General features: G+C 73.0%; 20 protein-coding genes and 1 tRNA gene. 19 read left to right on the top strand and 2 right to left on the bottom strand.

From position 1 onward, the window contains the following. Positions 1–19 precede the first annotated feature (19 nt). The 6 genes from MCM47_RS31240 (at position 20) to MCM47_RS31215 (ending at position 6,333) form a co-directional block, all read left to right on the top strand. A complete protein-coding gene (locus MCM47_RS31240) occupies positions 20–970 on the top strand; it encodes an ABC transporter substrate-binding protein (RefSeq protein ID WP_238865300.1) in 951 nt (316 codons plus the stop codon). A 40-nt stretch (positions 971–1,010) separates the two neighbouring features. Continuing rightward, positions 1,011–2,042 carry an amino acid ABC transporter permease gene (locus MCM47_RS31235; RefSeq protein WP_238865298.1) on the top strand — a complete coding sequence of 344 codons (1,032 nt, stop codon included), beginning with the start codon at positions 1,011–1,013 and terminating at the stop codon, positions 2,040–2,042. 20 nt (positions 2,043–2,062) lie between these two features. Then, positions 2,063–2,815: an amino acid ABC transporter ATP-binding protein gene (locus tag MCM47_RS31230; RefSeq protein ID WP_238865394.1), complete on the top strand. Its 753-nt coding sequence runs from the start codon at positions 2,063–2,065 to the stop codon at positions 2,813–2,815. Between the two features lie 114 nt (positions 2,816–2,929). Further along, positions 2,930–3,919, top strand: coding sequence for an ABC transporter substrate-binding protein (locus MCM47_RS31225; protein WP_238865297.1), 990 nt, complete (start codon positions 2,930–2,932; stop codon positions 3,917–3,919). A 91-nt stretch (positions 3,920–4,010) separates the two neighbouring features. Then, positions 4,011–5,213, top strand: a complete 1,203-nt coding sequence (locus MCM47_RS31220) for a serine/threonine-protein kinase (protein WP_238865291.1) — start codon at positions 4,011–4,013, stop codon at positions 5,211–5,213. A 268-nt stretch (positions 5,214–5,481) separates the two neighbouring features. After that, positions 5,482–6,333, top strand: coding sequence for a fumarylacetoacetate hydrolase family protein (locus MCM47_RS31215; RefSeq protein WP_238865290.1), 852 nt, complete (start codon positions 5,482–5,484; stop codon positions 6,331–6,333). A 120-nt stretch (positions 6,334–6,453) separates the two neighbouring features. On the opposite strand, the gene MCM47_RS31210 is transcribed toward MCM47_RS31215, so the two are convergent. Beyond that, positions 6,454–7,191, bottom strand: a complete 738-nt coding sequence (locus MCM47_RS31210) for a TetR/AcrR family transcriptional regulator (RefSeq protein WP_238865289.1) — start codon at positions 7,189–7,191, stop codon at positions 6,454–6,456. Between the two features lie 448 nt (positions 7,192–7,639). Here MCM47_RS31210 and MCM47_RS31205 point away from each other — a divergent pair, with 448 nt between their 5' ends. From MCM47_RS31205 to MCM47_RS31190, 4 genes are all read left to right on the top strand, one after another. After that, on the top strand, positions 7,640–9,346 hold the full coding sequence (locus tag MCM47_RS31205; protein ID WP_238865287.1) for a DUF885 domain-containing protein: 1,707 nt from the start codon (positions 7,640–7,642) through the stop codon (positions 9,344–9,346). A 193-nt stretch (positions 9,347–9,539) separates the two neighbouring features. Then, positions 9,540–11,150 (top strand): MFS transporter, encoded by a 1,611-nt coding sequence (locus MCM47_RS31200; protein WP_374209239.1) that lies wholly within the window; start codon positions 9,540–9,542, stop codon positions 11,148–11,150. Positions 11,151–11,230: 80 nt separating this feature from the next. Continuing rightward, positions 11,231–12,241 (top strand): carbohydrate kinase family protein, encoded by a 1,011-nt coding sequence (locus MCM47_RS31195; protein ID WP_238865283.1) that lies wholly within the window; start codon positions 11,231–11,233, stop codon positions 12,239–12,241. A gap of 43 nt (positions 12,242–12,284) precedes the next feature. Further along, positions 12,285–13,256: a serine protease gene (locus MCM47_RS31190; RefSeq protein WP_238865281.1), complete on the top strand. Its 972-nt coding sequence runs from the start codon at positions 12,285–12,287 to the stop codon at positions 13,254–13,256. Positions 13,257–13,359: 103 nt separating this feature from the next. Here MCM47_RS31190 and MCM47_RS31185 read toward each other — a convergent pair. After that, a tRNA-Arg gene (locus tag MCM47_RS31185) sits at positions 13,360–13,431 on the bottom strand. 211 nt (positions 13,432–13,642) lie between these two features. Between MCM47_RS31185 and MCM47_RS31180 the strand changes: the two genes are divergently transcribed. From MCM47_RS31180 to rpmE, 9 genes are all read left to right on the top strand, one after another. Then, the gene (locus MCM47_RS31180) at positions 13,643–14,062 is read left to right on the top strand and encodes a response regulator (RefSeq protein WP_238865393.1); all 420 of its coding nucleotides are present in this window, start codon (positions 13,643–13,645) and stop codon (positions 14,060–14,062) included. 84 nt (positions 14,063–14,146) lie between these two features. Beyond that, positions 14,147–15,802, top strand: a complete 1,656-nt coding sequence (gene argS / locus MCM47_RS31175; protein ID WP_238865279.1) for an arginine--tRNA ligase — start codon at positions 14,147–14,149, stop codon at positions 15,800–15,802. An 88-nt stretch (positions 15,803–15,890) separates the two neighbouring features. Continuing rightward, positions 15,891–17,285: a diaminopimelate decarboxylase gene (lysA, locus tag MCM47_RS31170; RefSeq protein ID WP_238865277.1), complete on the top strand. Its 1,395-nt coding sequence runs from the start codon at positions 15,891–15,893 to the stop codon at positions 17,283–17,285. Positions 17,286–17,422: 137 nt separating this feature from the next. Next, positions 17,423–18,715 carry a homoserine dehydrogenase gene (locus MCM47_RS31165; RefSeq protein WP_238865275.1) on the top strand — a complete coding sequence of 431 codons (1,293 nt, stop codon included), beginning with the start codon at positions 17,423–17,425 and terminating at the stop codon, positions 18,713–18,715. An 8-nt stretch (positions 18,716–18,723) separates the two neighbouring features. Further along, positions 18,724–19,812, top strand: a complete 1,089-nt coding sequence (gene thrC / locus MCM47_RS31160) for a threonine synthase (protein ID WP_238865273.1) — start codon at positions 18,724–18,726, stop codon at positions 19,810–19,812. A 347-nt stretch (positions 19,813–20,159) separates the two neighbouring features. Then, a complete protein-coding gene (thrB, locus tag MCM47_RS31155; RefSeq protein WP_238865272.1) occupies positions 20,160–21,095 on the top strand; it encodes a homoserine kinase in 936 nt (311 codons plus the stop codon). A 608-nt stretch (positions 21,096–21,703) separates the two neighbouring features. Continuing rightward, a complete protein-coding gene (rho, locus tag MCM47_RS31150; RefSeq protein WP_238865270.1) occupies positions 21,704–23,782 on the top strand; it encodes a transcription termination factor Rho in 2,079 nt (692 codons plus the stop codon). A gap of 126 nt (positions 23,783–23,908) precedes the next feature. Beyond that, complete coding sequence (locus MCM47_RS31145; RefSeq protein ID WP_238865268.1) at positions 23,909–25,057, top strand: LCP family protein; 1,149 nt, start codon at positions 23,909–23,911, stop codon at positions 25,055–25,057. 137 nt (positions 25,058–25,194) lie between these two features. Further along, complete coding sequence (gene rpmE, locus MCM47_RS31140) at positions 25,195–25,416, top strand: 50S ribosomal protein L31 (protein ID WP_238865266.1); 222 nt, start codon at positions 25,195–25,197, stop codon at positions 25,414–25,416. Positions 25,417–25,433 lie beyond the last annotated feature (17 nt).

Below are 25,433 nucleotides of genomic sequence, written 5' to 3'. Positions count from 1 at the left end.
TTCCGAAAGGCACCGCCCCGTGAGAACGACCACCGTCCGCCGCCGCCTGTTCGCGGCCACCGCCCTGCTGCCGGTCCTGGCGCTGGCGGCGTGCGGATCGGACCCGAAGACCGCTGCCCCCTCCGGCGCCGGCAAGGCCGCGGTCGACGCCGCCGCGCAGGACCTCGTCTCCTCCGTCCCCAAGTCGGACGCCGCGGCGGCGCTGCTGCCGGAGGACGTCCGCAAGGCCGGGACGGTGAAGTTCGGCTCCTCGCTGGGCTACCCGCCGTCGGCCTTCTACGCCGACCAGGCCACCAAGAAGCCGGCCGGCGTGGACATCGACCTCACCGACGCGGTGGCCAGGGTGCTCGGCCTCACCGTGCAGCGGGAGGAGGCCGCCTTCGAGACCATCCTGCCCGCGCTCGGCAGCGGCAAGTACGACGTCGGCACCGGCAACTTCGGCGTCACCACGGCCCGCCTGAAGACCATCGACTTCGTCACCTACGTCGACGACGGCCAGGGCTTCGCGGTCCGCAAGGACGACACCGCGATCCAGCCGGTCACCGAGCTGGTCCAGCTCTGCGGGCTGACCATCGGCACCGGCGCCGGCACCACCTTCGAGACCACGCTCAACAGCAAGAAGAACGTCTGCTCCGACGCCGGCAAGAAGCCCTACGAGGTCAAGGCGTTCAGCGACAACGGCGCCGTCCTGACCAGCCTCCAGCAGGGGCGGGTGGACATCGTGATGTCCACCATCAACGGCCTGCGCTACCAGGCCTCACAGGAGGCGTCCGGCACGCGGTTCCTGGGCGAGTTCCACCGGCTGGACGTCGGCTTCGCGTTCAAGAAGGGCTCCCCGCTGACACCGGCGTTCCAGGCGGCCGTCAACCAGCTGATCAAGGACGGGACGTACGACCGGATCCTGAAGAAGTGGGGGGTCTCCGACTCGGCGATCAAGGAGTCCCTGATCAGCCCGCCCGAGCACGCGTGACCCCCTGTCCGGGCTCCGTGCCTGTTGGAGGAATCCCCCCATGACCATCACCACCACCGCCGGTACCACCGCGACCGGCTCCGCGACCGGCTCCGCCGGCGCGTCGGCCGGTACGGCAGCCGGCCGGCTCGACCTCGCCGAGCTGACCGGGCTGCGCACCGTCCCCGCCCGACATCCCTGGCGCTGGGCGGCCGCGGCCGCCGCCCTCGTCGTGCTGGCCCAGTTCGCCCACGGCCTGGCCACCAATCCCGGCTGGGACTGGGCGACCTTCCGGATCTACTTCTCCACCGACACCATCCTGCGGGCGGTCGGCCGGACCATCGAACTCACCTTCTACGGGACCGTGCTGGGCTTCCTGCTCGGTGCCCTGGTGGCCGCCATGCGGCTGTCCCGCAGCGCCGTGCTGCAGTCCATCGCCTGGGCCTACGTCTGGGCGTTCCGCTCGATCCCGCTGATCGTCCAGCTGGTCTTCTGGTTCAACCTGTCCTACCTCTACAAGCGGTTCGGCGTCGGGATCCCGTTCGGCCCCACCTTCGCCGACTTCGAGACGGTGGGCGTGCTGGGTGCGCTGGGCGCCGCCGTGCTGGGCCTCGGGCTGCACCAGGCCGCGTTCGCCGCCGAGATCATCCGCGGCGGCGTGATCGCCGTGGACGCCGGCCAGCGGGAGGCCGCCGCCGCGCTGGGCGTGCCCCGTTGGCGCCAGGCCTGGCGGATCGTCCTGCCGCAGGCGATGCGCGGCATCCTGCCCGCCGGCGCCAACGAGGTCATCTCGCTCTTCAAGGGCACGTCGGTGGTCTACGTGATGGCCATCGGCGAGCTCTTCTACCAGGTGCAGGTCGTCTACGGCCGCACCGGCCGGGTGGTGCCGCTGCTGATGGTGGCCACCGTCTGGTACGTGCTGCTGACCACCGTGCTGTCGATCGCCCAGTACTACGTCGAGCGCCACTTCGCCCGGGGCTCCGACCGGACCCCGCCGCCCACCCCGCTGCAGCGGGCCCGGACCTTCGTCCGGGGCCTGCGGGCCGCCCGCACTCCCAGCCCCGCCCCGACCGCCTCCGGAGGACGCTCGTGACCACCACCGCGCTGGAACCCATGGTGCAGGTCAGGGGCCTGCACAAGAGCTTCGGGCAGCTCGCCGTGCTGCGCGGGGTCGACCTCGACGTGCCGGCCGGCTCGGTGACGGTGGTGCTCGGCCCGTCGGGCTCCGGCAAGTCGACCCTGCTGCGCTCGATCAACCACCTGGAGAAGCTGGACCGCGGCTTCGTCGCGATCGACGGCGAGCTGATCGGCTACCGGCGCTCCGGCGACCGGCTGTACGAGCTCAAGGAGCGCGAGGTCCTGCGGCAGCGCACCAACATCGGCTTCGTCTTCCAGAACTTCAACCTGTTCCCGCACCTCACCGTGGTGGAGAACATCGTCGAGGCGCCGATCAGCGCACTCGGCCGGCCCAGGGCCGAGGCCCGGGCGGCCGCGCTGGAGCTGCTCGCGCGGGTCGGTCTGGCCGACAAGGCGGGCGCCTACCCCCGGCAGCTCTCCGGCGGTCAGCAGCAGCGGGTGGCGATCGCCCGGGCGCTGGCGCTGGAACCGAAGGTGCTGCTGTTCGACGAGCCGACCTCGGCGCTCGACCCGGAGCTGGTCGGCGAGGTGCTGGACGTCATCAAGGACCTCGCCAAGGGCGGCACCACCATGATCGTGGTCACCCACGAGATCGGCTTCGCCCGCGAGGTCGCCGACACCGTCGTCTTCATGGACGGCGGCGTGGTGGTCGAACAGGGCCCGCCGAAGGCCGTCCTGGACGACCCGCAGCACGAGCGCACCCGCGCCTTCCTGGCCAAGGTGCTCTGATCGTCGGGCCTTCGGGCCCGACCCGGGGGACCGCCGAGCGCGGGCCTCCGACGCCCACCCCCCCGTAGTCCCCCTCCCTCCCCGCAGTCCCCTTCACCCGGCAGGAGTTCCGCCATGTCCCTACCCCGTCGTGCCCTCGTGACCGCCGCCGCCGCGCTCGCCGCCACACTCACCCTGGCCGCCTGCGGCAGTTCCTCGGACGCCTCGGCGGAACTCGCTCCCGCCAAGGGCAGCGTGGCGCCGGACGGCACCAAGGTGAACCTGACGCCAAATCAGAACAGAGTCACCACGCCCAAGGTGGAGGCCGTCGCGGCGCTGGTTCCGGAGGAGATCCGCAAGAGAGGCACGTTGACCGTCACCGACTCCATCGGCACCACGCCGCCGCTCGACTTCTACGCCAACGACGACAAGACGATCATCGGGGTCGAGCCGGACATCGCCTCGCTCATCGGCAACGTGCTCGGCCTCAAGGTCGAGTTCAACCCGGTCTCCTGGGAGAACATCTTCGTCGGGCTGGACAGCGGCAAGTACGACGTCGGAATCTCCAACATCACCGTTACCGAGGCCCGCAAGGAGAAGTACGACTTCGCGACCTACCGCCTGGACGTCCTCGGCTTCGAGGCCAAGAAGGGTGCCGGCTTCAAGGTCGCCGGTGCCAAGGACGTCGCCGGCCGCACGATCGGCGTCGCGTCCGGCACCAACCAGGAGAAGCTGCTGATCGGCTGGAGCGAGGAGAACGTCAAGAACGGGCTCAAGCCGACCGACATCAAGTACTTCCAGAACAGCTCGGACTACTACCTGGCGCTCTCCTCCGGACGGATCGACGCCTACGTCGGCCCGAACCCGAGCCTGGCCTTCCACGCCGTGCAGACGGGGGAGAGCGAGGTGGTCGGCACCTACTCGGGCGGCGGCGCCGACGTCCTCGGGAAGATCGCGGCGACCACCAAGAAGGACAGCGGCCTGGTCCGGGCGCTCAACGGGGCGATCGACGAGATCATCAGGAACGGCACCTACGCCCAGGTCCTCAAGCGCTGGGGCCTGGAGAGCGAGGCGGTGCAGGCCTCCGAGATCAACCCGCCCGGCCTGCCCAAGCCGAAGCCGTAATCCGTTCACCCGGATGTGCTCCCCCGCCGCTATGGTGGCCCGGTCACGGTGAACGCCGTTCGGATCCGCGGGACTTGGTGGTGGGGGAGCAATGGAGGCTGGGGAGGTGCTGGACGGCCGGTACCTGCTGGAGGCCAAGCTCGGCGAGGGCGGCTTCGGCGTGGTCTGGCAGGCCCGCGACGGCAACATCGGCCGGCGGGTCGCGGTGAAGGTGCTGTCCGAGGAGAAGGCCCGTGACGAGGAGGCCGTCCAGCGCTTCGTCCGCGAGGCCAAGACCGCGGGCAGCCTCTCCCACCCCAACATCGTCACGCTGTACGACTACGGGACGGTGCGCGAGGGCGGCTGGTCCACCCACTACCTGGTGATGGAGCTGGTGCCCGGCCGGCCGCTCTCCGCCCTGCTCCGGGAGGGCCTCCCGGAGCTGGAGGTCTCGCTCAGGTGGGTCCGGCAGGTGTGCAAGGCGCTGGCCGCCGCGCACGCCTCGGGCGTGGTCCACCGGGACATCAAGCCGGAGAACATCATGATCACCGACGGCGGCGAGGCCAAGGTGCTGGACTTCGGCATCGCCCGGCTGCTCACCCAGTCCGGCGGCGCGCTCACCTCCACCGGCGTGGTGATCGGCACCCCGCCGTACCTGGCCCCCGAGTGCTGGGCCGGCGCCCCGATCGACGGCCGGGCAGACCTGTACGCGCTCGGCGTGGTGCTCTTCCAGCTCTGCACCGGGCAGCGGCCGTTCAACGCGGGCTCGGCGGTCACGATGATGTACCAGCACCTGAACGAGCCGCCGCCGCCGGTCCGCACGCCCTACCCGGCGCTCGCCGCGCTGGTCCGCGAGCTGTTGGCCAAGAGCCCGGCCGATCGGCCCGCGGACGCGGCCGAGGTCCGCCGCCGGCTGCGCGAGATCCGGCTCGGACCCGAGGAGCCCACCCCCGAGGCGCTGCGCAAGCGGGCCGACCGGGCCTGGGAGCACGGGACGGAGGGCCGGCCGGGGGAGGCCGTCGCGATGCTGATCCCGCTGATCCCGCAGCTCGCCCGGGTCTGCGGCCCGCGCGACCTCCGCACCCTGCGCACCTGCCACGACCTCGCCCTCTGGCTGGCCCGGGACGGCAGCCCGGGCGCCGCCGTCGCGCTGCTGCGCGAGCTGGAGGCGGCGCTGGCCTCCGAGCCGCAGGCCCGGGCCGACGTGGCGCGCGACCTCGACCGCTGGCGGCGCGCCTGCGACCGGGGCGGCCCGGGCACCCCGCGCCCGCTGGCCCTCGACCGGCTCCTCGACGGCGGCGCGCAGCGCGGCTGACGCCGGCGGTGACCGGGTGGGCGGCTCCGGCGGGCGGCTCCGGGCGCCGCCGTCCCCCGTCGGCCGGCCCGCCCGTCCGGAGCGAGGGCTGTCAACCGTAGGGGCAACCGATTCGGCGGCGTTCGGGCTTGTGTGAATTGATAGGAATTCGCCCACCGGAACCGTCTGGTGACCGGGCGGGGCGCGTTGATATACCTCGCAGGCAAGAGTCCGGGCGCGGTGTGCGGCCGCCCCGGCCAGCTGCGACGAAACTGGTGGTGACGCTCAGATGAAGCTCCTCCGTGTCGGACCGCCGGGCGCCGAGCGTCCGGTCGTGCAGGGCCAGGACGGCACCGCGTACGACCTCTCCGGCCGGGCCCGGGACATCGACGGCGCCTTCCTGGCCGAGCTCGACCCGCAGGCGCTGGCCCGCGACATGGCCGCCGGCCTGCTGCCGGTGGCCGACATCGCCGGGCAGCGGGTCGGCGCGCCGGTCGCCCGGCCGGGCAAGGTGGTCGGGATCGGGCTCAACTACCGTGACCACGCGGCCGAGGCCGGGGCGCCGATCCCGGACGAGCCGGTGATCTTCCTCAAGCCCAGCTCCACCGTGGTCGGCCCGTACGACGAGGTGCTGGTGCCGCGCGGCGGCGAGAAGACCGACTACGAGGCCGAGCTGGCGATCGTGATCGGCCGCACCGCCCGCTACCTGGAGGACCACCGGGCGGCGGCGGAGGTCATCGCGGGCTACACCATCGCCAACGACGTCACCGAACGCGCCTTCCAGTTCGAGCGCGGCGGCCAGTGGGACAAGGGCAAGTCGGCGGAGACCTTCACCCCGCTCGGCCCCTGGCTGGTCACCACCGACGAGGTGGCGGACCCGCAGCGGCTGTCACTGCGGCTCTGGGTCAACGGAGAGCTGCGGCAGGACGGCTCCACCGCGGAGATGGTCTTCCCGGTGCTGGAGATCGTCCGCTACGCCAGCCAGTTCATGGTGCTGGAGCCCGGGGACGTGATCGTCACCGGCACCCCGGCCGGCGTCACCCTCGGCCGCCCGGGCACACCGTTCCTGACCCCGGGCGACATCGTCGAGATCGAGGTCGACGGCCTCGGCCGCCAGCGCCAGGTGCTCGGCAAGGCCTAGGGTCCTGCCCGCTCGGCGCCTGCCGGTGCGGGCCCGTTCGCCCGCCGGTGCGGGCCCGGCGCCCGCCCTGCGCAGGGCCCCGCGGCCCCGCGGCGCTGCCGTGACCCCGGGCACGGGGGGTCAGGGCCGCGGTGTCAGCAGTTCGCGCAGCCGGCGCACCCGCGAGTCGTCCGGCCGCTCCAGCGCCAGCAGCCCGGCCAGCACCGCCGCGGTCTGCGGATCGCCGAGCGCCGTCGCCGCCGCCATCGCCACGAACTGGTCCACCAGCCAGTCCCGCAGCTCTTCCACGGGAACCGTCCGGCCCTCGTCCAGCCAGGTCAGCGAGGCGCCCTCGATCACCGCGATCCACGAGCGGACCAGCAGCGTCAGCCGCGGCCCGGCCTCCCGCACGCCGAGGTGGCGCAGCGTCCGTTTGAGCGCGGCCCGCCGCACGTCGTCGACGATGGCCGAGGTCCGCGCCGTCTCCACCACCGAACCGCCGCGCAGCAGCGCCGAGTAGCCGGCGTCGTGCTCGGCCACGAAGGCGAAGTAGCGGTCCAGCACCGCCGCCAGCTGCTCGGTCGGGGTCCCGGTCAGCGGCACCGTGAACCGGTTGCTCAGCTCGTCCGCCGCGGTGCGCAGCGCGGCCTCGTACAGCTGCTGCTTGCCGCCCGCGAAGTAGCGGTAGACCAGCGGCCGGGACGCTCCCGCGGCGGCCGCCACGTCGTCCAGGCCGACCTCCTCGGGCGGGCGGGAGGCGAACAGCTCCAGCGCGACCGCGATCAGCTGCTCCCGCCGCTGCTCCACCGGGAGCCGCCGGTAGGCGGCGCGTCGGGGGCGTGCCTGGGGGGACGGAACGGGCGCTGAGCTGGCTTCCATGGCGGTCAGCGTAGTGGCCGATCGACCGATCCGGGCCGGTCATGCGTGGTACTTCTCGAACGGCCGTCCGTACGGCCCGGAGGCAAGGCACGGCCCCCCGGCGGCCTCCCGGCCTCCCCGCGGCCTCCCGGCGGCGCAGCCGTACCGCGTCCGGTCGCGGGCCCCGGCGGCCGGGCGGCACCGGGCCCGCCGCCCGCGGGTGGGCGGGGTACCACCGGCACCGCTGCCGCCGGCCCCTCGCACGGCTTCGCGGGCATCGGACACTTCTGCCCCGCCGTGATCGGCGCCCTCCGGCGGCTCTTCGTAGGCGCACGGCCCCTCGGCGGGAAGGGTTCGCCGCCGCGCGGGTGCGGGGAGCGCGTGGCCGGCGCCCGAGCCTCCCTGATTGGCCGGAGCATGCCACCGGTGGGGGGCTTGCATTCGGCTGCGACCGCGAAATGATGTCCGAATGGTTGAAGAACTAATCACCTCCGACGGCACCACCCCGCGCCGTGTCGCCGACGCCTACGTCCAGGCGCTCGCCCAGCTGGACCCGCTGACCGCGGTGTATCTGGGGCTCAACCCCGAGGACGACCGCCTCCCCGACCTCTCCCCGGCCGGCGCCGAGGCGGTCGCCGAACTGGCCCGGCACACCCTGGCCGTGCTGGAGGAGGTCGAGCAGGCGGGCGCCGCCGAGGACGAGGCGGAGCGCCGCTGCGCCCGGCTGCTGCGCGAGCGGCTCACCGCCGAGCTCGCCGTCCACGCCGCAGGGGAGGGCTTCCGGGCGATCCGCAACCTGGGCTCCCCGGTGCACAACGTCCGCGACATCTTCACTCTGATGGCCACCGAGACCGAGCAGCAGTGGGACGTGGTCGGCCGCCGGCTGGCCCGGGTGCCCGTCGCCCTGGCGCAGTTCCGCGAGACGCTGGCCGAGGGCATCGAGCGGGGCCTGCTCTCCGGTCCCCGCCAGGTCGCCACCATGGTCGAGCAGCTCGGCGAGTGGCTGGAGGGCGAGGTGCCCGGCGGCTGGTTCGGCGGGTTCGTCGGCAAGGCTCCCGAGTCGCTCCGCCCCGGGCTGGCCGAGCACGCGACGGCCGCCACCGCGGCCGTCGCCGAACTGCGCGACTGGATGCGCGACGTCTACGGCCCGGCCGCCGCCGGCGCCCCCGACACCGCCGGGCGGGAGCGGTACGGCCGGTGGGTCCGCTACTGGACCGGCGCCGACCTCGACCTCGACGAGGCGTACGCCTGGGCCTGGCAGGAGTTCCACGACCTGCTCGCCCAGATGCGGGCGGAGGCCGAGAAGGTGCGCCCGGGTGCCGACCCGATGGAGGCGATGAAGTGGCTGGAGACCGACGGTCCGGCCATCGCGGGGGCCGAGGCCGCCCGTGAGTTCCTCCAGGGCCTGATGGACCAGGCCATCGACGACCTCCAGGGCACGCACTTCGACCTCGCCGAGCCGGTCACCCGGGTCGAGTCGATGATCGCCCCGCCCGGCAGCGCCGCCGCCCCGTACTACACCGCGCCGTCGCTGGACTTCACCCGCCCCGGGCGGACCTGGCTGCCGACCCTCGGCCGGGAGACCTTCCCGGTCTGGGACCTCGTCTCGACCTGGTACCACGAGGGCGTTCCCGGCCACCACCTCCAGCTGGCGCAGTGGAACTACGTCGCCGACCGGCTCTCCACCTACCAGGTCAGCATCGGCGGGGTGAGCGCCAACCTGGAGGGCTGGGCGCTGTACGCCGAGCGCCTGATGGACGAGCTGGGCTACCTCACCGACCCCGGCCACCGGCTCGGCTACCTCAACGCCCAGATGATGCGGGCGCTGCGGGTGATCGTCGACATCGGCATGCACGTCGGCCTGGACTTCCCGGCGGACTCGCCGTACCGCCCGGGCGAGCCGGTGCTGCCCGACTCGGCGCGCGAGTTCTTCGGTCTGTACTGCGGGCTCTCGGCCGAGTTCCTGGACAGCGAGCTGGTCCGCTACCTGGGCATGCCCGGCCAGGCGATCGGCTACAAGCTGGGCGAGCGGGCCTGGCTGCGCGGCCGGGCGGCGGCGCGGGCGGCCCACGAGGCGCGCGGCGAGGTCTTCGACCTCAAGGCCTGGCACATGGCGGCCCTGTCGCAGGGCTCGCTCGGCCTGGACGACCTGGTCGCCGAGCTGGCCGCGCTCTAGCCGGCAGCGGGCGGCGACCCCGCGGGCCCCGGGTGCTCCGGCACCCGGGGCCCGCGCGCGTCCCGGGCCCCGTCCCCTTCTCCCGCTGCGCTCTCCCCGCTGCTTTCACTTCCTCCGTCGCTGGTCCCAGGACCCTGGTTCTTTTGTCCCAAATAGCCATATTTGGTCAGGTTTTTCCTTGCCATCCGCCACCATGAGCGTTTGGCTGGAAAGCGACTGCGTGTCCTCTCCGACCCGACGGAAGGCTCCCTCAGTGTCTGCGCAACCTGCCACCGGTCCCCGGACCGAAGCGGCGGCGGACAACCGTCGCTGGTGGGCGCTGGCGGTCATCGCCATCGCCCAGCTGATGATCGTGCTCGACATCACCATCGTGAACATCGCACTGCCGTCGGCCCAGAAGGACCTCGGGATATCCGACGCCAACCGCCAGTGGGTGATCACCGCCTACACGCTGGCCTTCGGCGGCCTGCTGCTCCTGGGCGGCCGGCTCGGCGACCTCTTCGGCCGCAAGCGCGTCTTCACCGTCGGCCTGCTGGGCTTCGCCCTCGCCTCCGCGCTCGGCGGCGCCGCGGCCGGCCCGGCCATGCTGTTCGGGGCCCGCGCCCTCCAGGGCGCCTTCGGCGCACTCCTCGCCCCGTCCGCGCTGGGCCTGCTCTCGACCACGTTCAGGGACCCCCGCGAACGCAGCACCGCGTTCGGCATCTTCGGTGCCATCGCCGGCGGCGGCGCCGCGATCGGCCTGCTCCTCGGCGGCCTGCTGACCGAGTACCTGAACTGGCGCTGGTGCCTGTTCGTCAACACCCCGATCGCGATCGCGACCGCCTTCGCCGCCTACTACGTGCTCACCCGCGACCACATCGAGAAGGGGCGCCGGGTCAAGCTGGACCTGCCGGGCGCACTGCTCGGCTGCGGCGGTCTGCTCGCCATCGTCTTCGGCATGTCCGAGGCCGTGTCGCGGGGCTGGGGCGACTGGCTGGTGCTCGGCTCGCTGGCCTTCGGCGTGGCGCTGCTGGCGGTGTTCGTCCTGGTCGAGAAGCGCACCGAGCACGCCCTGCTGCCACTGCACATCGTCGGCGAGCGCAATCGCGGCGGCGGCGCGCTCTCGGTGGGGCTGGCGATGGTCGGCATGTTCGGCCTGTTCCTGTTCCTGACCTACTACCTCCAGGTGATCAAGCACTTCTCGCCGGTGATGTCCGGCGTCTCCTTCCTGCCGATGACGGCCGCCATCATCATCAGTTCGACCGGCTTCGCCGCCCGGCTGATGACCAGGGTGCCGTCGCGCAACCTGATCGGTCCGGGCCTGCTGCTGGCCGCGGCGGGCATGGCCTGGCTGACCCAGATGAAGGTGGACAGCCCCTGGGCGGGCATGGTCCTGCCGGCGGAGCTGCTGCTCGGCTTCGGCATGGGCCTGGTGTTCATGCCGTCGATGAGCCTGGCCACGCTGGGCGTCGCCCCCGCCGAGACCGGCGCCGCCTCGGCGACCATCAACTCGGCCCAGCAGGTCGGCGGGTCCTTCGGCACCGCACTGCTGAACACCATCGCGGCCAGCGCCACCGCGAGCTACCTGGCCACCAGGATCGCCTCCGACCCCGCGGTCCAGGCCCAGGGGGCGGTGCACGGGTACGTGGTCGCGACATGGGTGGCGATGGGCATCCTGATCCTCGCGGCGCTGATCGCCTTCCTGATGATCAACCACCGGCCGGCCCCGGGGGAGGCCACCGGCGACGCGGGCGGCCCGGCGGTCGAGGCCGCGGCCACCGGCGCGGGCTCGACGGCCACCGGCGCCCGGCAGCAGGCGAAGTGAATCTTGCCGCAAGGTCTTGCAGCCAACCTCCGGCGCCTGCTTGACTCCTGGCCACCACCCGGGATCAAGGAGGCGCCGCCGTGACGCAGTTCGACTCCTCGTACGGAACGCCGGATTCCGCGCCCGACCTCGACCTGCTGGTGGTCGGCGGGGCCGGCGTGGACACCGTCGTCCGGGTCGAACGGCTCGAAGTCCCGGACGGCGACTCGCGGTACGTGCCGCCGGTGCGCGACTACGTGGCCCACACCGGCAACGGCGTCGCCCTCGGCGCCCACCACCTGGGCCTGCGCACCGCCTTCATCGACTTCCTGGGCGACGACCCGCAGGGCGAGCTGATCCTCGCCGAGTACGCCCGCCGAGGCCTGAAGTTCGCCCACCTCGTCTCGCCGCACGGCACGCCCCGCGCGGTCAACCTGGTCGACGCGGCCGGCCGCCGGTTCTCCTTCTACGACGGCCGGCACCCGGCCGACCTGCGCCTGCCGCGCGAGTTCTACCTGCCGTACCTCGAGCGCAGCCGGCACGTCCACCTCTCGATCACCGGCATCAACCGCGACATGTACCCGGACCTGCACCGGCTCGGCCGCACCAGCTCCACCGACCTGCACGACTGGGACGGCCGCAACCCCCACCACCGGCACTACGCGGTCAACTCGGACCTGGTCTTCCTCTCGGTGGCCGGCTGCCGGGGCCGCCACGAGGAGGTGATGCGGGCGGTCCTCGCCGAGGGCCGGGCCGCCGTCGTGGTCGCCACCGCCGGAGCCGAGGGCGCCTTCCTGCTCTCCCGCGACGCCGCGGACGCCCCGCCGCTGCACGTCCCCGCCGTCGACCCGGGCCGGCCGGTCGTCGACACCAACGGCGCGGGGGACGCGTTCGTGACCGGCTTCCTCGACGGGTGGCTGCGCGGCCGCCCGCTGCCGGAGTGCGCCCGGGCGGGCGCCGTGGCCGGGGCGTTCGCCTGCACCCGGGCGGGGACGCACACCGCGTTCATCACCGCGGACGCCCTCGCGCGCGCCGTGTCGCAGGCTCGACGGTCGCGTTCTCATCAAGCTCCCAGCCGGGGATCACGGCCCTCCAAGCCTGCTTCGCCATAGTCGGACCCGTCCCCGCACGCACCAGGGCAGGAGCAGACCAGGTATGGGCCAGCACCGCCGCAAGCCCCGACGCCGAATGCTGGGCCCCACCCTGCTGACCGGCCTGTCGGCCCTCACGGTCGCGGCCCTGGTGGTGGGTTCGCACACGCTGGCCTCGCACGTCACGGCGGTCGGCAGCCCCTCGACGGTGCACCCGCTGCCGCCCGCGCCGGCCGCCGCCGTCCCCGCGCCGGCCGGGTCCACGCTCCCGTCCCCGGCCCCGTCCTCGGCCGGCCCCGCGGCGACCGCCACCCCGGCGACCGCCACCCCGGCGACCGGCGCGACGTCGGCCGGTGCGAGCGCCACCCCGTCCGTCCCCGCCGCCGAGCCGGGCACCACCGCGGTGGCCCCGGCCACCGCCGAGGCGGCCACCGTCGGCGCCCTCTTCGCCGGCGCCGTCGCGGCCGGGAACCACTTCTGCACGGCCAGCGTGCTGGACAGCCCGACCGGCAACCTGCTGCTGACCGCCGCCCACTGCCTGGACGGCACGGCCGGTGTCACCTTCGCCCCCGGCTACCGCGACGGCCGCGCCCCGTACGGCACCTGGCGGGTCACCGCGATCCACACCACCGACGGCTGGTCCCGCGACGGCGACCAGGACGAGGACTTCGCCATCCTGGAGACCGCCGCCGCGGACGGCCGCCGGATCGAGGACGTGGTCGGCGCCAACCGGCTCGGGACCGACGAACCCTTCGGCGCCACCGTCCGCCTCTACGGCTACCCCGGCGACTCCGAGTCGCCGGTGCTGTGCACCAACACCACGAGCCGTCACAGCACGTACCAGCGCGCCGTCGACTGCCCCGGCTATCCCGGCGGCACCAGCGGCGGCCCCTGGATCAGCACCGCCACCGGCCACGTGATCGGCATCATCGGCGGCTTCCAGGAGGGCGGCGACACCGAGGACACCTCGTACGACGCGTACTTCGACCACACCATCGCCGCCCTCTACGCCGAGGCGGTCGCCGCGGCCTCCTGACGGCGCGCCAGGGACCGGGCGAGAACGGCGCCCGGAACAGCAGAAGGCCCAGGCTGGTGGCAACTCGCCACTGACCTGGGCCTGTTCAGCACTTCTTGCGAAGTGCCCCCGGCAGGATTCGAACCTGCGCACCCGCCTCCGGAGGGCGGTGCTCTATCCCCTGAGCTACGGGGGCCTGCTTGGTGTCTCGGCGCTGTGCGCTCCGACGTGGAGAACATTACCAGGCCCGGGGCGCGGTCCGTGCACGGGTTTCGATCGATCGCTCCGCGCGGTCGCGGCGGCGGGTCGTGCAACGGCCCCGCGGCCGGGGGCGGAGGGGGGAGCGGAAGTGCGCAAAGGCCGGACGGGGCGGTGGGCGCGCCGATACCCTCGGTGAGGTGTCGGGAGTGTCCGGGCGGGTCCTCGTGGTGGACGACAGCGAGGTGATCCGCCAGCTGATCAGGGTCAACCTGGAGCTCGAGGGCTTCGAGGTGGTGACCGCCGCCGACGGCGCCGAGTGCCTGGAGGTGGTCCGCCGGGTGAAGCCCGACGTGGTGACGCTGGACGTGGTCATGCCGCGGCTGGACGGTCTGCGGACGGCGGCCCGGCTGCGGGCGGCACCGGGGACGAGCTCCCTGCCGATCGCGATCGTCTCGGCCTGCTCCCCGGCCGACCTCGACCTCGGCGAGGCGGTCGGCGTGGACGGCTACCTGGGCAAGCCGTTCGACCCCGCGGACCTGGTGGCGCTGGTCCGGCGGTTGATGGGCCTCGGCGGGAACCCCGCCGGATTTCGCCCTGAGCGAACGAATCGGACCGATCGCGGCTGAGAGCCGCAGGGACGGGGCGGCCCGGCGTCTCAACCGGCAAACCGAGTGGCGGGCGGGCACCCCCTCTCGCCTACGCTTGGCGTCGTGACCCCCGCAGAGCTTTCCCAGGCAGTCCAGGCCGCAGTGAGCGCCGCCGTCGAGGCGGGCGAGCTGGCCGTCGCCGTGCCCGAGCACGTGACGATCGAGCGGCCCAAGAACAGGGACCACGGCGACTACGCGACCAACGTGGCCCTCCAGCTCGCGAAGCCGGCCGGTCGGCCGCCGCGAGCCGTCGCCGAGCTGCTGGCGGACCGCCTGCGAGGGATCACCGGCGTCTCGAAGGTCGACATCGCCGGTCCGGGCTTCCTGAACATCACCCTGGACACCGCCACCCAGGGCGAGCTGGCCCGCACCATCGTCGAGGCCGGCGAGGCCTACGGCCGCAACGAGGCGCTCAAGGGCCTGAAGATCAACCTGGAGTTCGTCTCCGCCAACCCGACCGGCCCGATCCACATCGGCGGCGTCCGCTGGGCCGCCGTCGGCGACTCGCTGGCGCGCGTGCTGCGGGCCTCCGGTGCCGACGTCACCACCGAGTACTACCTGAACGACGCCGGCGTGCAGATCTCCAAGTTCGCCGCCTCGCTGCAGGCCGCCGCGAACGGCCGGGAGGTGCCCGAGGGCGGGTACGTCGGCGAGTACATCGTCGACATCGCCAAGGCGATCACCGACGGCCTCCCGGGCGTGCTCGACCTGCCCGAGGACGAGCAGCTGCAGGCCTTCCGCACCGAGGGCCTCAGGCTCATGGTGGCCGAGATCAAGCGGTCCATGGACGAGTTCGGCGTGGACTTCGACGTCTGGTTCTCGGAGAAGTCGCTGCACGACTCCGGCGCCGTCGAGAAGGCCATGGACCGGCTGCGCGAGCAGGGCCACGTCTTCGACCGGGACGGTGCCGTCTGGCTGCGGACCACCGACTTCGGCGACGACAAGGACCGCGTCCTGGTCAAGGCCGACGGCGAGACCACCTACTTCGCCGCCGACGCCGCGTACTACCTGTCCAAGCGCGACCGCGGCGCCGAGGTCTCGGTCTACATGCTGGGTGCGGACCACCACGGCTACGTCAACCGCCTCAAGGCCATCGCGGCCTGCGCCGGCGACGACATGGACCGCAACATCGAGGTCAAGATCGGCCAGTTCGTGAAGATGCTTCGCGACGGCGAAGAGGTCCGCATGTCCAAGCGGGCCGGCAACATCATCACGATCGACGACGTGGTCGACTGGATCGGCGTGGACGCCGCCCGCTACACCCTGGCGCGCTCCTCCACCGACTCCACCATCACGCTCGACATCAACGTGCTGACCAGCCAGACCAACGAGAACCCGGTCTTCTACGTCCAGTACGCGCACGCCCGGATGTGCTCGGTCCAGCGCAAGGCCGGCGAGCTGGGCATCTCCCGCAGTGCCGACTTCAAACCCGAGCTGCTCGCCACCGAGTGGGAGTCCGACCTGCTCGGCCAGCTCGGCGAGTTCCCGCGCGTCCTGGCCACGGCCGGCGAGCTGCGCGAGCCGCACCGGGTCGCGCGCTACCTCGAGGAGCTGGCGGGCAAGTACCACCGCTTCTACGACAACTGCCAGATCCTGCCGAAGGGCGACGACGAGGCCACCGACCTCACGCACGCCCGCCTCTGGCTCGCCGACGCCACCCGTACGGTGATCGCCAACGGCCTGACGCTCCTGGGCGTGACGGCGCCCGAGCGGATGTAGTACCACCCCCAAGCGCACGGCGGGGGGGGCGGGCGGGCGACGTGGCCCGCCCCCCCCCCTCGCCATAGGTCAAGGACGAGAGAGCCAGATGAGCCGCTCCGCACACCCCGCAGGCCCCCGTCACGGCGACGTGCTGCCCGAGGGCCACTACCAGGCGCCGCCGAGCGACCTGAACGCCCTCGACCCCAAGGTGTGGTCGAAGACCGTCACCCGCGGCGCCGACGGCGTCGTCACCGTCGGCGGTGTCGACGTCCAGCGGCTCGCCGCCGAGTTCGGCACCCCGGCCTACGTGATGGACGAGGAGGACTTCCGCACCCGCGCCCGCGCCTGGCGGGACGCCTTCGGCGCCGACGCCGACGTCTACTACGCGGGCAAGGCGTTCCTGTCCAAGGCCGTCGTCCGCTGGCTGCACGAGGAGGGCCTGAACGTCGACGTGTGCAGCGGAGGCGAGCTGCACGTCGCGCTGGCCGCCGGGATGCCCGCCGAGCGGATCGCGCTGCACGGCAACAACAAGTCGGTCCACGAGCTGGAGCAGGCCGTGAAGGCCGGCGTCGGGCACGTCGTGGTCGACTCCTACGCGGAGATCGAGCGCCTCGCCGCGATCGCCGCCCGCCAGGGCGTCCGGCAGCAGGTGCTGATCCGGATCACCGTCGGCGTCGAGGCGCACACCCACGAGTTCATCGCCACCGCGCACGAGGACCAGAAGTTCGGCCTCTCGCTCACCGGGGGAGCGGCCGCCGAGGCGGTCCGCCGGGTGCTCGCCCACCCCGACAGCCTGGAGCTGCGCGGCATCCACTCGCACATCGGCTCGCAGATCTTCGACACGGCCGGCTTCGAGGTCGCCGCCCGCCGGGTGGTCGGCCTGCTGGCCGAGATCCGTGACGAGCACGGCGTCGAGCTGCCCGAGATCGACCTGGGCGGCGGCCTGGGCATCGCGTACACCAGCGACGACGACCCGCGCGAGCCGGCCGAGATCGCCGCCGCCCTGGCGGAGATCGTCCGCCGCGAGTGCGCCGCCGCCGACCTGCGCGCCCCGCGGCTGTCCGTCGAGCCGGGCCGCGCGATCGTCGGCCCGACGGCGTTCACCCTGTACGAGGTCGGCACCGTGAAGCCCCTGGAGGGCCTGCGCACCTACGTCAGCGTGGACGGCGGCATGTCCGACAACATCCGTACCGCGCTCTACGACGCCGAGTACTCGGTGGCGCTGGTCTCGCGCAGCAGCGACGCCGAACCGATGCTCTCCCGCGTGGTCGGCAAGCACTGCGAGTCCGGCGACATCGTCGTCCGCGACGCCTTCCTGCCCGCCGACCTGGCCCCCGGTGACCTCATCGCGGTGCCCGCCACCGGGGCCTACTGCCGCTCGATGGCGAGCAACTACAACCACGCCCTGAAGCCTCCGGTGCTGGCCGTCAAGGACGGCGCGGCCCGGGTGATCGTCCGGCGCGAGACGGAGGAGGATCTCCTGCGTCTCGATATCGGATGACGAAATCCTCGTCTCAGATCATGGAACGACCGTAGATCCGTGCGGAAAGTCCCGGAGACTGGTACGGACCGAAGTTCCGGCGGCCCCCGAAATCCCGCCGGAATTACCGAAGCACGATGAATGCAGAGCGGAGTCGGATGATGCGTACGCGGCCGCTGAAGGTGGCGTTGCTGGGCTGTGGTGTGGTGGGCTCCGAGGTGGCGCGCATCATGACGACGGACGCCGCCGACCTCGCCGCGCGCATCGGCGCGCCGGTCGAGCTCGCCGGCATCGCGGTCCGCCGGGCCGGTCGGACCCGCCCGGGGGTGCCCGAGCACCTGATCACCACCGACGCCGAGGCCCTGGTCAACCGGGGCGACATCGACGTGGTGGTCGAGGTGGTCGGCGGGATCGAGCCGTCCAAACACCTCATCCTGTCGGCGTTCGAGCAGGGCGCCTCGGTGGTCAGCGCCAACAAGGCGCTGCTCGCCAAGGACGGCACCGAGCTGCACGCGGCGGCCGCCGAGGCCGGCGTGGACCTGTACTACGAGGCCGCGGTGGCGGGCGCCATCCCGCTGCTGCGCCCGCTGCGCGAGTCGCTCGCCGGCGACAAGGTCAACCGGGTGCTCGGGATCGTCAACGGCACCACCAACTTCATCCTCGACAAGATGGACTCCACCGGCGCCGGTTACTCGGAGGCGCTGGAGGAGGCCACCGCGCTCGGCTACGCCGAGGCCGACCCGACGGCCGACGTCGAGGGCTTCGACGCCGCCGCCAAGGCCGCGATCCTGGCCGGCATCGCCTTCCACACCGAGGTGACCGCGGCGGACGTCTACCGCGAGGGCATCACCGAGGTGACCGCCGCCGACATCGCCTCCGCCAAGGAGATGGGCTGCGTCGTCAAGCTGCTCGCTATCTGCGAGCGGGCGGCCGACGGCGCGTCCGTCACCGCGCGCGTCCACCCGGCGATGATCCCGCTGTCGCACCCGCTGGCGTCCGTCCGCGAGGCCTACAACGCGGTGTTCGTCGAGGCCGAGGCGGCCGGTCGCCTGATGTTCTACGGCCCGGGCGCCGGCGGTTCGCCGACCGCCTCGGCGGTCCTCGGCGACCTGGTCGCGGTCTGTCGCAACAAGCTCGCCGGCTCCACCGGCCCCGGTGACTCGGTGTACACCCAGCTGCCGGCCAAGCCGATGGACCAGGTGGTCACCCGGTACCACGTCAGCCTGGACGTGGACGACCGCGCGGGCGTGCTCGCCCAGGTGGCGTCCGTCTTCGCCGAGCACGGCGTCTCCATCGACACCGTGCGCCAGCAGGGCCGCGACGGCGACGCCTCGCTCGTCGTGGTCACCCACCGTGCCACCGACGCCGCGCTGTCGGCGACGGTCGACAAGCTCCGCGCACTCGACAGCGTGCGCGACGTGGCCAGCATCATGCGGGTCGAAGGGGAGTAGGAACAGCCATGAACGCCGTCATCGCCCGAGGCGCCCACACCCACCAGTGGCGTGGCCTGATCGAGGAGTACCGCGACCGGCTGCCGGTCACGGACTCCACCCCCGTGGTCACCCTGCTGGAGGGCGGCACGCCGCTCGTCCCCGCCCAGGTGCTCTCCGAGCGCACCGGCTGCGAGGTCTACCTCAAGGTCGAGGGCGCCAACCCGACCGGCTCCTTCAAGGACCGCGGGATGACGATGGCCATCTCCAAGGCCAAGGAGGAGGGCGCCCAGGCGGTCATCTGCGCCTCCACCGGCAACACCTCGGCCTCCGCCGCCGCGTACGCGGTGCGCGCCGGCATGGTCTCCGCGGTGCTGGTGCCGCAGGGCAAGATCGCGCTCGGCAAGATGGGCCAGGCGCTGGTCCACGGCGCCAAGATCCTTCAGGTGGACGGGAACTTCGACGACTGCCTCACCCTTGCGCGTGAACTGTCCGAGAAGTACCCGGTGGCGCTGGTCAACTCGGTGAACCCGGTCCGGATCGAGGGTCAGAAGACCGCCGCCTTCGAGATCGTGGACATGCTCGGCGACGCGCCGGACATCCACGTGCTGCCGGTCGGCAACGCGGGCAACATCACCGCGTACTGGAAGGGTTACCGCGAATACGCGACCGACGGCCTGGCCGCCCGCACCCCGCGGATGTGGGGCTTCCAGGCCTCCGGCTCGGCCCCGATCGTGGACGGCGCCCCGGTGCTCAGGCCGCAGACCATCGCCACCGCGATCCGGATCGGCAACCCGGCGTCCTGGGACTACGCGCTCGCCGCGCGGGACGAGTCGGGCGGCCTCATCGACAAGGTGACCGACCGTCAGATTCTCGCCGCCTACCGGCTGTTGGCCGCGCAGGAGGGTGTCTTCGTGGAGCCGGCCTCGGCCGCCTCGGTGGCCGGCCTGCTGGCCAAGGCGGAGGCCGGCCTGGTCGACCCGGGCCAGCGGATCGTCTGCACGGTGACCGGCAACGGGCTCAAGGACCCGGACTGGGCGGTGGCCGGCGCGCCGCAGCCGCAGGTCGTCCCGATCGACCCGGAGGCCGCCGCGCAGCGCCTCGGCCTGCTGGACTGACCGGTCGCACGCCGATCGCACGGCGGGCCGACCCCTTCGGGGGGCGGCCCGCCGCCGTTCTCGGCTGACACTTCTGTGTCAATTCCGCCGCGCATTCCGATGCCATTCCGGCACGCATTCCGGCCAGAAACGGCAACACACCAGATCGAAGGCCCACGGGGTGTACCACTGTGGAACCCGTCTTCGATACTCTGGGTTCGGCCGTGTGGCACATGCCCCGGGTCCGGTCCCTCTGCGGACCGCGCCGACGACTGTGACCGCCCGCCCCGGCCGGGGCCCGCGGCTCCCTCCCCACCCTCGCACCGACGCGCTTCGCGCCGCCCGATTTCCCCAGGAGAGTCCACCGCATGGCCGGTCCTGCGTTCCGTGCCGCCGCCGTCCGGGTCCGGGTTCCCGCGACCAGCGCCAACCTCGGCCCCGGCTTCGACGCCTTCGGACTCGCGCTGGGTCTGTACGACGACGTGGTCGTCCGGGTCGCCGACTCCGGGCTCTCCGTCGACATCGCCGGCGAGGGTGCCGACACGCTCCCGCGCGACGAGAGCCACCTGCTGGTCCGCTCGATGCGCGCGGCCTTCGACCGCCTCGGCGGCCAGCCGCGCGGCCTCGAAGTGGTCTGCGCCAACCGGATACCGCACGGCCGCGGCCTGGGCTCCTCCTCCGCCGCGATCTGCGCCGGCATCGTGGCCGCCCGCGCCGTCACCATCGGCGGCCCGTCCGCGCTCGACGACGACGCACTGCTGGCCCTGGCCTCCGAGCTGGAGGGCCACCCGGACAACGTCGCGGCCTGCCTGCGAGGCAACTTCACGGTCGCCTGGACGGAGGAGGACACCGCGCGGGCGATCGCCCTGGAGCCGTCCGGGTCGGTCGTCCCGGTGGTCTTCGTACCGGCCACCGAGGTGCTCACCGAGACCGCCCGCGGCCTGCTGCCCAGGACCGTTCCGCTGGCCGACGCCGCCGTCAACGCGGGCCGGGCCGCGCTGCTGGTCGAGGCCCTGACCCGCCGCCCGGAGCTGCTGTTCGCGGCCACCGAGGACCGGCTGCACCAGGACTACCGGGCCTCCGCGATGCCGGACAGCGCCGCCCTGGTGGGGGCGCTGCGCGCCGAGGGCATCCCCGCGGTGATCTCGGGCGCCGGCCCGACCGTGCTCGCGCTCACCGACGAGGCGGGCGCGGACAAGGTCCTGGCCTTCGCCGGCGACCACGGCGGCAACGGTCCGCTGTTCGCCGCGCACCGGCTGGAGCTCGACCGGGCAGGGGCCTCGGTGCTCCCGCTCGACGTCTGAGCACCCCGTCCGAGGGGGCCGGTTCCGGCGTGTCCGGAGCCCGGTCGTCCGGACACGATTGGCAAGCGCAAGGCTGGGGAATGTGTGAGGGGGTCGGTAGTGTTAACCTCATTGCTGCACCAGGTGCCCTCCGGGGCTCGGTGCGCCGCGTCCCGATCCCAGCACTCCGCACCAGCGGAGTCCCGGCGATGCACGGGGCGACGATTCTCCGGGAGCCCACCGCAGCGCGTACGCAGCCTGCCTGCGCGACTTGCGGCCGCATCCCGAAGCCGTGACGGCACCTGACTCCCACCCGCGGCCTCCCACCTGAGGCCAGGACGGGCGGAGCACGGGCCACCGTCACGCGACGGGGGCCCGGGATTCGCAGGCAGCGTGGGGGTACGCCCCCTCCCGGCCGGAGGCCGGGGGGAGGGTCGGCACGCGACCGACCCGCCGCGCCACTCAGCACCACCGTGCTTCATGCACCGCACCTCGCAGCTCTCCCTCGACGGGCTACCCGCCATTCGGGGGACCACCGCCTCGGACCGACGCAGTCGAGCGTCGGTCAGGACAGCACAACCGGTCGCCGAGCCAGACAGGCCGACGTCCGCTCCAGGGAAGGACCCTTAGTGAGCGACACCACCGATCTGATGGGCGCGCGCCCGGACGCCGAGGCGTCGGACGCAGCCGCCGCCCCCGCGGCCCCGGCCCGGCGCCGTCGCACCGCCGCCGCGGGCCTGGACGGCCTCGTCCTGGCCGAGCTGCAGAAGCTCGCCTCGACGCTCGGGATCAGCGGCACGGGACGCCTGCGCAAGAGCCAGCTGATCGAGGCCATCAAGGAGAAGAGCGGCGGGGACCCGCTGCTCGCCGCGGGCGGCGCCACCGCCGCCCCGGCCGCCAAGCGCGCCGCCAAGGCGGACAGCGCCGAGCCGGCCGCCGAGAAGCCGGCCCGCCGGACCAAGGCCGCCCAGGCCGAGGCCCCGGCCGCCGAGGCGCAGGCCCAGATCGAGATCCCGGTCCAGGCCGCCGCCGAGACCGCCGCGCCCGCCCGTAGCGAGCGCACCCGCCGCCGTGCCACCTCGGCCGCCGGCGCCCCGACCGCCGAGGCCGCCGCCGAGGCGCCCGCCGCGGTCGCCACCGAGACCAAGCAGGCCGAGGGCCGCCCGGCCGAGGCCCGCGGCTCGGAGACCCGCGAGGAGGGCCGCACCGAGACCCGCCGTGACCGCCGTGACCGCCGTGACCGCCGCGAGGGCGGCGAGCGCGAGGGCCGCCCGGAGGGCGGCGAGTCGCAGGCCGGTCAGGACGGCGAGGGCCGCGAGTCCCGCCGTGACCGCCGCAACCGCCGTGAGCGCACCGACCGCCAGGGCCAGCAGCAGGGCGGCCAGGCCGACGGCGGCCAGGCCCGCCAGGGCCAGCAGCAGGCCCAGCCGCAGGCGCAGCAGCAGGGCGGCTACGAGGACGACGAGTTCGGCGACGGCCGGCGCGGCCGCCGCGGGCGCTACCGCGACCGCCGCGGCCGTGGCCGCCGCGAGGGCTTCGAGGCCGGCGTGGCCGAGCCGCAGGTCGGCGAGGACGACGTCCTGATCCCGGTCGCGGGCATCCTCGACATCCTCGACAACTACGCCTTCGTGCGCACCTCCGGCTACCTGCCGGGCCAGAACGACGTCTACGTCTCGCTCGCCCAGGTCCGCAAGAACGGCCTGCGCAAGGGCGACGCCATCACCGGCGCGGTGCGCCAGCCGCGCGACGGCGAGCGCCGCGAGAAGTTCAACGCCATGGTGCGGCTGGACTCGGTCAACGGCATGGACCCGGAGAGCGGCCGCGGCCGTCCCGAGTTCAACAAGCTGACCCCGCTCTACCCGCAGGAGCGGCTGCGCCTGGAGACCGACCCGGGCGTGCTGACCACCCGGATCATCGACCTCGTGTCGCCGATCGGCAAGGGCCAGCGCGGTCTGATCGTCGCGCCGCCGAAGACCGGCAAGACGATGGTGCTGCAGGCGGTCGCCAACGCGATCACCCACAACAACCCCGAGTGCCACCTGATGGTCGTCCTGGTCGACGAGCGTCCGGAAGAGGTCACCGACATGCAGCGGTCGGTGAAGGGCGAGGTCATCTCCTCGACCTTCGACCGGCCGGCGGAGGACCACACCACCGTCGCCGAGCTGGCGATCGAGCGTGCCAAGCGCCTGGTGGAGCTGGGCCACGACGTGGTGATCCTGCTGGACTCGATCACCCGCCTCGGCCGCGCCTACAACCTGGCGGCGCCGGCCTCCGGCCGCATCCTGTCCGGTGGTGTCGACTCGACCGCGCTCTACCCGCCGAAGAAGTTCTTCGGTGCCGCGCGCAACATCGAGAACGGCGGCTCGCTGACCATCCTGGCCACCGCGCTGGTCGAGACCGGCTCGCGGATGGACGAGGTGATCTTCGAGGAGTTCAAGGGCACCGGCAACATGGAGCTCAAGCTCGACCGGAAGCTCTCGGACAAGCGCATCTTCCCGGCCGTCGACGTCGACGCCTCCAGCACCCGCAAGGAGGAGATCCTGCTGGGCAGCGAGGAGTTGGCCATCGTCTGGAAGCTCCGCCGGGTGCTGCACGCGCTCGACTCGCAGCAGGCGATCGAGCTGCTGCTGGACAAGATGAAGCAGACCAAGTCGAACGCCGAGTTCCTCATGCAGATCGCCAAGACGACCCCCGGGTCCGGCGACTGACCGTACATGAGTAGTTCCTGAGCACAGAACCCTGGTCCGCGCGAGCGGGCCAGGGTTCTGTGCTCGTTCCGGAGTTGGGACGGATCGACCCCTTCCGATCATGTTGTCCGACTTACCCTGGAACGGATGGCCGAGCACACGAGGGTGACGACGCGCCGCCGCAGGGTCCTGCTGGCGGCCGCCTGCGCGGCCGCCGCGCTCGTCGTCCTCGGTGTCGGCGCGGCCGGCTACGCGTACTTCAAGCTGAACGGCAACATCAAGAGCGTCGACATCGACGCCCGGCTGGGCACCGCCAGGCCGTCGACCGCCACCGACGGGTCGTTCAACGTCCTGGTGCTGGGCTCGGATTCGCGGGCCGGCGGGAACGGCGACCTGGCCGGCGGGGACACCGGCGGCACCGCGCGCTCGGACACCGCCATGGTGGTCCACGTCAACCAGGACCACTCGCGGGCCGAGGTGGTCTCGATCCCGCGCGACACCCTGGTCGCCCGCCCGGACTGCGCCGACGGCAACGGTCGGATCGTGCCCGGGGCCAAGCGGGCCATGTTCAACAGCGCCTACGAGACCGGTGGTGCCGCCTGTGCGGTCAAGACCACCGAGCAGCTCACCGGGTTGCGGATGGACCACTACGTCGAGATCGACTTCGCCGGCTTCGCCCGGGTCGTCGACGCGATAGGCGGGGCCACCGTGACCACCACGGTGGCCATCCACGACAAGGACAGCGGGCTGGACCTCCCGCCCGGCGAGCACCACCTCGACGGGCGGCAGGCGCTGGCCTTCGTCCGCACCCGGCACGGCGTCGGCGACGGCAGCGACCTCGGCCGGATCGAGCTGCAGAAGCAGATGGTGAGGTCGCTGCTGCGGCAGACCGGCGGGGCGGGCCTGCTCGCCAACCCGGTCAAGCTCTGGTCGGTCGGCGACACCCTGACCCGCAGCATCACCACCGACTCGGCGCTGGCCTCGGTGAACTCCCTGGTGGGGCTGGCCCAGGAGCTCAAGGGGATCGGTCCGGACCAGCTCGCCATGGTCACCCTGCCGGTGGTGGCGGCCCCCGGGGATCCCAACCGCGTGGTCGCCGAGCAGCCGCGGGCGGACGAGGTCTGGGCGGCGCTGAAGGCCGACCGGGAGCTCCCGCCGGCGGTGCTGGGGGAGCAGCCGGAGAACCCCGCCCTGGCGACCCCGACGGGCCCGGCCGGGACGTCGCCCACGGCCTCCCCCAAAGCGGGCACGGGGGCGGGCACGGGGGCGGGCACGGGGGCGGGCACCACCCGCTGATCCGGCCCGGAATATCCCGGAACGCTCCCCGGTTTGGGAAGAAGCGGCCGGTCCTGGCAGACTGGTCCGTCGGTCCCGGTTCACGTGCGGCACTCCAGCCGCCGACCCGGTGCCCTCCCGATCACTAGGAGATCCCCTTGAAGTCCAACGTTCACCCCGAGTACGTGGTCACCCGTGTGACCTGCACCTGCGGCAACGAGTTCACCACCCGCTCGACCGAGACCAGCGGCGAGATCCGCGCCGAGGTCTGCTCGCAGTGCCACCCGTTCTACACCGGCAAGCAGAAGATCCTCGACACCGGTGGCCGCGTGGCCCGCTTCGAGGCCCGCTTCGGCAAGCAGCACAGCGCGAAGGCCTAGCGCTCCCGCGGCGCCGG

It is taken from the genome of Kitasatospora sp. A2-31 (genome assembly GCF_022288725.1).
Classification (GTDB): domain Bacteria; phylum Actinomycetota; class Actinomycetes; order Streptomycetales; family Streptomycetaceae; genus Kitasatospora.
The sequence above is the reverse complement of the archived record's forward strand: the minus strand, read 5'-3'. Positions and strand labels throughout refer to the sequence as shown.

Coding starts and splice junctions, on each gene's coding strand:
- MCM47_RS31235 (WP_238865298.1), top strand. CDS start 1,011: ATGACCATCACCACCACCGCCGGTACCACCGCGACCGGCTCCGCGACC.
- MCM47_RS31230 (WP_238865394.1), top strand. CDS start 2,063: ATGGTGCAGGTCAGGGGCCTGCACAAGAGCTTCGGGCAGCTCGCCGTG.
- MCM47_RS31225 (WP_238865297.1), top strand. CDS start 2,930: ATGTCCCTACCCCGTCGTGCCCTCGTGACCGCCGCCGCCGCGCTCGCC.
- MCM47_RS31220 (WP_238865291.1), top strand. CDS start 4,011: ATGGAGGCTGGGGAGGTGCTGGACGGCCGGTACCTGCTGGAGGCCAAG.
- MCM47_RS31215 (WP_238865290.1), top strand. CDS start 5,482: ATGAAGCTCCTCCGTGTCGGACCGCCGGGCGCCGAGCGTCCGGTCGTG.
- MCM47_RS31210 (WP_238865289.1), bottom strand. CDS start 7,191: ATGGAAGCCAGCTCAGCGCCCGTTCCGTCCCCCCAGGCACGCCCCCGA.
- MCM47_RS31205 (WP_238865287.1), top strand. CDS start 7,640: ATGGTTGAAGAACTAATCACCTCCGACGGCACCACCCCGCGCCGTGTC.
- MCM47_RS31200 (WP_374209239.1), top strand. CDS start 9,540: ATGAGCGTTTGGCTGGAAAGCGACTGCGTGTCCTCTCCGACCCGACGG.
- MCM47_RS31190 (WP_238865281.1), top strand. CDS start 12,285: ATGGGCCAGCACCGCCGCAAGCCCCGACGCCGAATGCTGGGCCCCACC.
- lysA (WP_238865277.1), top strand. CDS start 15,891: ATGAGCCGCTCCGCACACCCCGCAGGCCCCCGTCACGGCGACGTGCTG.
- MCM47_RS31165 (WP_238865275.1), top strand. CDS start 17,423: ATGATGCGTACGCGGCCGCTGAAGGTGGCGTTGCTGGGCTGTGGTGTG.
- thrC (WP_238865273.1), top strand. CDS start 18,724: ATGAACGCCGTCATCGCCCGAGGCGCCCACACCCACCAGTGGCGTGGC.
- thrB (WP_238865272.1), top strand. CDS start 20,160: ATGGCCGGTCCTGCGTTCCGTGCCGCCGCCGTCCGGGTCCGGGTTCCC.
- MCM47_RS31145 (WP_238865268.1), top strand. CDS start 23,909: ATGGCCGAGCACACGAGGGTGACGACGCGCCGCCGCAGGGTCCTGCTG.